The organism is Leptolyngbya sp. FACHB-36, assembly GCF_014695955.1.
Taxonomy (GTDB): Bacteria; Cyanobacteriota; Cyanobacteriia; order Leptolyngbyales; family Leptolyngbyaceae; genus FACHB-36.
Genome location: NZ_JACJPG010000104.1, coordinates 1 through 2,698, shown reverse-complemented (window position 1 = coordinate 2,698; position 2,698 = coordinate 1). Strand labels below are relative to the sequence as shown.

Here is a 2,698-nt window from a genome sequence, read left to right as displayed (position 1 = left end):
AGCACTACAAGCGCTACTGTCGTGTCCTACGGCGTCGATCGGCACCGTTGAAAAACCGACTGACATCAAGGATGCCCAAGAGAGCTTTCCAATTCTTGTTGCCGAAAACGTTTATCACTGCGGCTTCCATGCCGAAAATTCCTACGGTGCCGCTAGCTACTTTATCCAACGACCGGAAGGAAATGTGCTAGTGGATTCGCCTCGCTTCACACCGCCACTTGTGAAGCAACTGGAAGAAATGGGTGGAATTCGCTACTTGTACCTCACCCACCGCGATGACGTTGCCGATCATGCCAAGTTTCATCAGCACTTCGGCTGCGATCGCATCCTTCACCGTGACGAGATTGGCTCTGGAACGCGCGACGTAGAAATTCAGCTTTCTGGACTCGATCCCGTTCAGCTCGCCGCAGATCTGCTGATTCTGCCCGTTCCTGGACACACGCGCGGACATACTGTTTTACTCTACAATCAGAAATTTTTGTTTACTGGCGATCACCTAGCGTGGTCAGATGACCAGCAACACCTGATCGCCTTCCGCTCCGTCTGCTGGTATTCTTGGACCGAGCTACTCAAGTCAATGCGTCGCCTAGCGGACTATTCGTTTGAGTGGGTGCTGCCAGGACACGGGCGACGGTACCATGCCGATCGTGAAACAATGCATCGCTCAATGCAGCAGTGTCTAGACTGGATGCAGCAAGTTAAGTAGGGGTTTTCACTCCACCCCATCTGCCTCACAATCTGAGGACAAATATTACAAACTATTACGTATCCCTCTGGAGGGGGAGCGCAATGCCGCAGAATATTTGCGGAAGGTAACTGAGTCCAAAGCTCCTGCACCCTCTGACGGCTAGAGACAGATTGCTCTCGAAACTGGCTTTCAGTATGAGTCTGTTTCAGTATTGCTCACGGTAGTGCTGAAGCGACTGTAGCGGCAGACTTAGAAGCCTTATTGGGGACTCCCATTTTTTAAACACAATCGGTTACATTTTCCTGGAGGAATCCATCAATGAGTATTGTCACGAAGTCAATCGTGAATGCAGACGCTGAAGCTCGCTACCTCAGCCCCGGCGAACTCGATCGGATCAAGAGCTTTGTCACCACGGGTGAAAAGCGCCTGCGGATCGCTCAAACTCTGACCGATTCTCGTGAGCGCATCGTCAAGCAAGCTGGCGATCAACTGTTCCAAAAGCGCCCCGACGTGGTTTCTCCTGGTGGAAACGCTTACGGCGAAGAAATGACCGCCACCTGCCTGCGCGACCTTGACTACTACCTGCGTCTCGTGACCTACGGAGTGGTCGCTGGCGACGTGACCCCGATCGAAGAAATCGGTATCGTCGGCGTGCGCGAAATGTACACCTCCTTGGGCACACCGATTTCGGGTGTGGTTGAAGGCGTTCGGGCGCTGAAGAACGCAGCCGCTTCCTTGATGTCGGCTGAAGACGCCTCTGAAGCGGGTGCTTACTTCGACTACATCGTTGGGGCAATGGGTCAGTAAGGGTCTTTCCTCACTGTCTGCATTCAAGCATTTCGTAAGATTACGTGATTTAAGGAATCTCAATCATGCAAGACGCAATTACCTCCGTCATCAATTCGTCTGACGTTCAGGGCAAATACCTGGATACCTCCGCGCTCGAAAAACTCAAGGCATACTTCAGCACAGGTGAACTGCGCGTGCGTGCAGCCACCACCGTGAGCGCTAACGCAAGTGCCATCATCAAAGAAGCTGTCGCAAAGTCGCTGCTATACTCTGATATCACCCGTCCCGGTGGCAACATGTACACCACCCGTCGCTATGCTGCTTGCATCCGCGACCTCGACTACTACCTCCGCTACTCCACTTACGCGATGCTGGCTGGCGATCCTTCCATTCTGGATGAGCGCGTGCTCAACGGACTGAAAGAAACCTACAACTCGCTGGGTGTACCCATTTCGGCAACCGTGCAAGCGATTCAAGCTATCAAAGAAGTCGCGGCTGGCCTAGTTGGTTCTGAGGCTGGTAAGGAATTGGGCGTTTACCTCGACTACATCTCCTCTGGCTTGAGTTAACTAAACGCTAACGGCTATTAGGCTAACGGCTATTAGCTAGATAGCGTCCTGTGAGGTTCGGAAGCTTGGAGTGACTGCTAGCTTGTCGAAGACTTATCTCGTTCAGCAGATTTGTTTTGATGATCTAGTACTGGCTCTTGGCTTCCGACCTTGCTTCTGAGGCGTTTGAGAAAGTCATTAGTCATTTAGTGATTTAGTTCCGCAGTGAATGAATCCGAGCGCGGTTTAAGCGAAGCTAAGTGCTAATAGCTAATTCCTAAAAATCTCTAAGAGCCTTTCATCAATTCAACCCTTACTGACGCTGTTCAGATCCAAAATTTCCTCACCCCATCCAGGAGAACCCCCATGCGCATGTTTAAGATTACGGCTTGCGTGCCGAGCCAAACCCGCATCCGGACTCAGCGTGAGCTTCAAAATACCTTCTTCACGAAGCTCGTTCCCTACGAGAACTGGTTCCGGGAGCAGCAGCGGATTCAAAAGATGGGCGGCAAGATTGTCAAGGTAGAACTGTCTACGGGCAAACCCGGTTTGAACACTGGCTTGCTGTAACCCACTGGCTGTACTGAATTCTGTTAACTTGCATTCATGGAGAGGTCAGTTTGACCTCTTTTTTTTGTTTTAAGAGTTGCCTGTGACGTTTGCATTCTATCCC

4 protein-coding genes are annotated in these 2,698 nt (G+C 51.4%); all 4 read left to right on the top strand.

Annotation, left to right across the window (positions count from 1 at the left end):
• A partial coding sequence (locus tag H6F43_RS01425; RefSeq protein ID WP_190340240.1) for an MBL fold metallo-hydrolase occupies window positions 1–706 on the top strand: 706 nt, incomplete at its 5' end.
• A 300-nt stretch (window positions 707–1,006) separates the two neighbouring features.
• On the top strand, window positions 1,007–1,495 hold the full coding sequence (gene apcA, locus H6F43_RS01420) for an allophycocyanin subunit alpha (protein ID WP_190340239.1): 489 nt from the start codon (window positions 1,007–1,009) through the stop codon (window positions 1,493–1,495).
• A 65-nt stretch (window positions 1,496–1,560) separates the two neighbouring features.
• Entirely contained in the window at window positions 1,561–2,046 is a 486-nt protein-coding gene (gene apcB, locus H6F43_RS01415; RefSeq protein ID WP_190340238.1) for an allophycocyanin subunit beta, read from the top strand.
• A gap of 345 nt (window positions 2,047–2,391) precedes the next feature.
• Window positions 2,392–2,595 (top strand): phycobilisome linker polypeptide, encoded by a 204-nt coding sequence (locus tag H6F43_RS01410; protein WP_190340237.1) that lies wholly within the window; start codon window positions 2,392–2,394, stop codon window positions 2,593–2,595.
• Window positions 2,596–2,698: the final 103 nt, after the last annotated feature.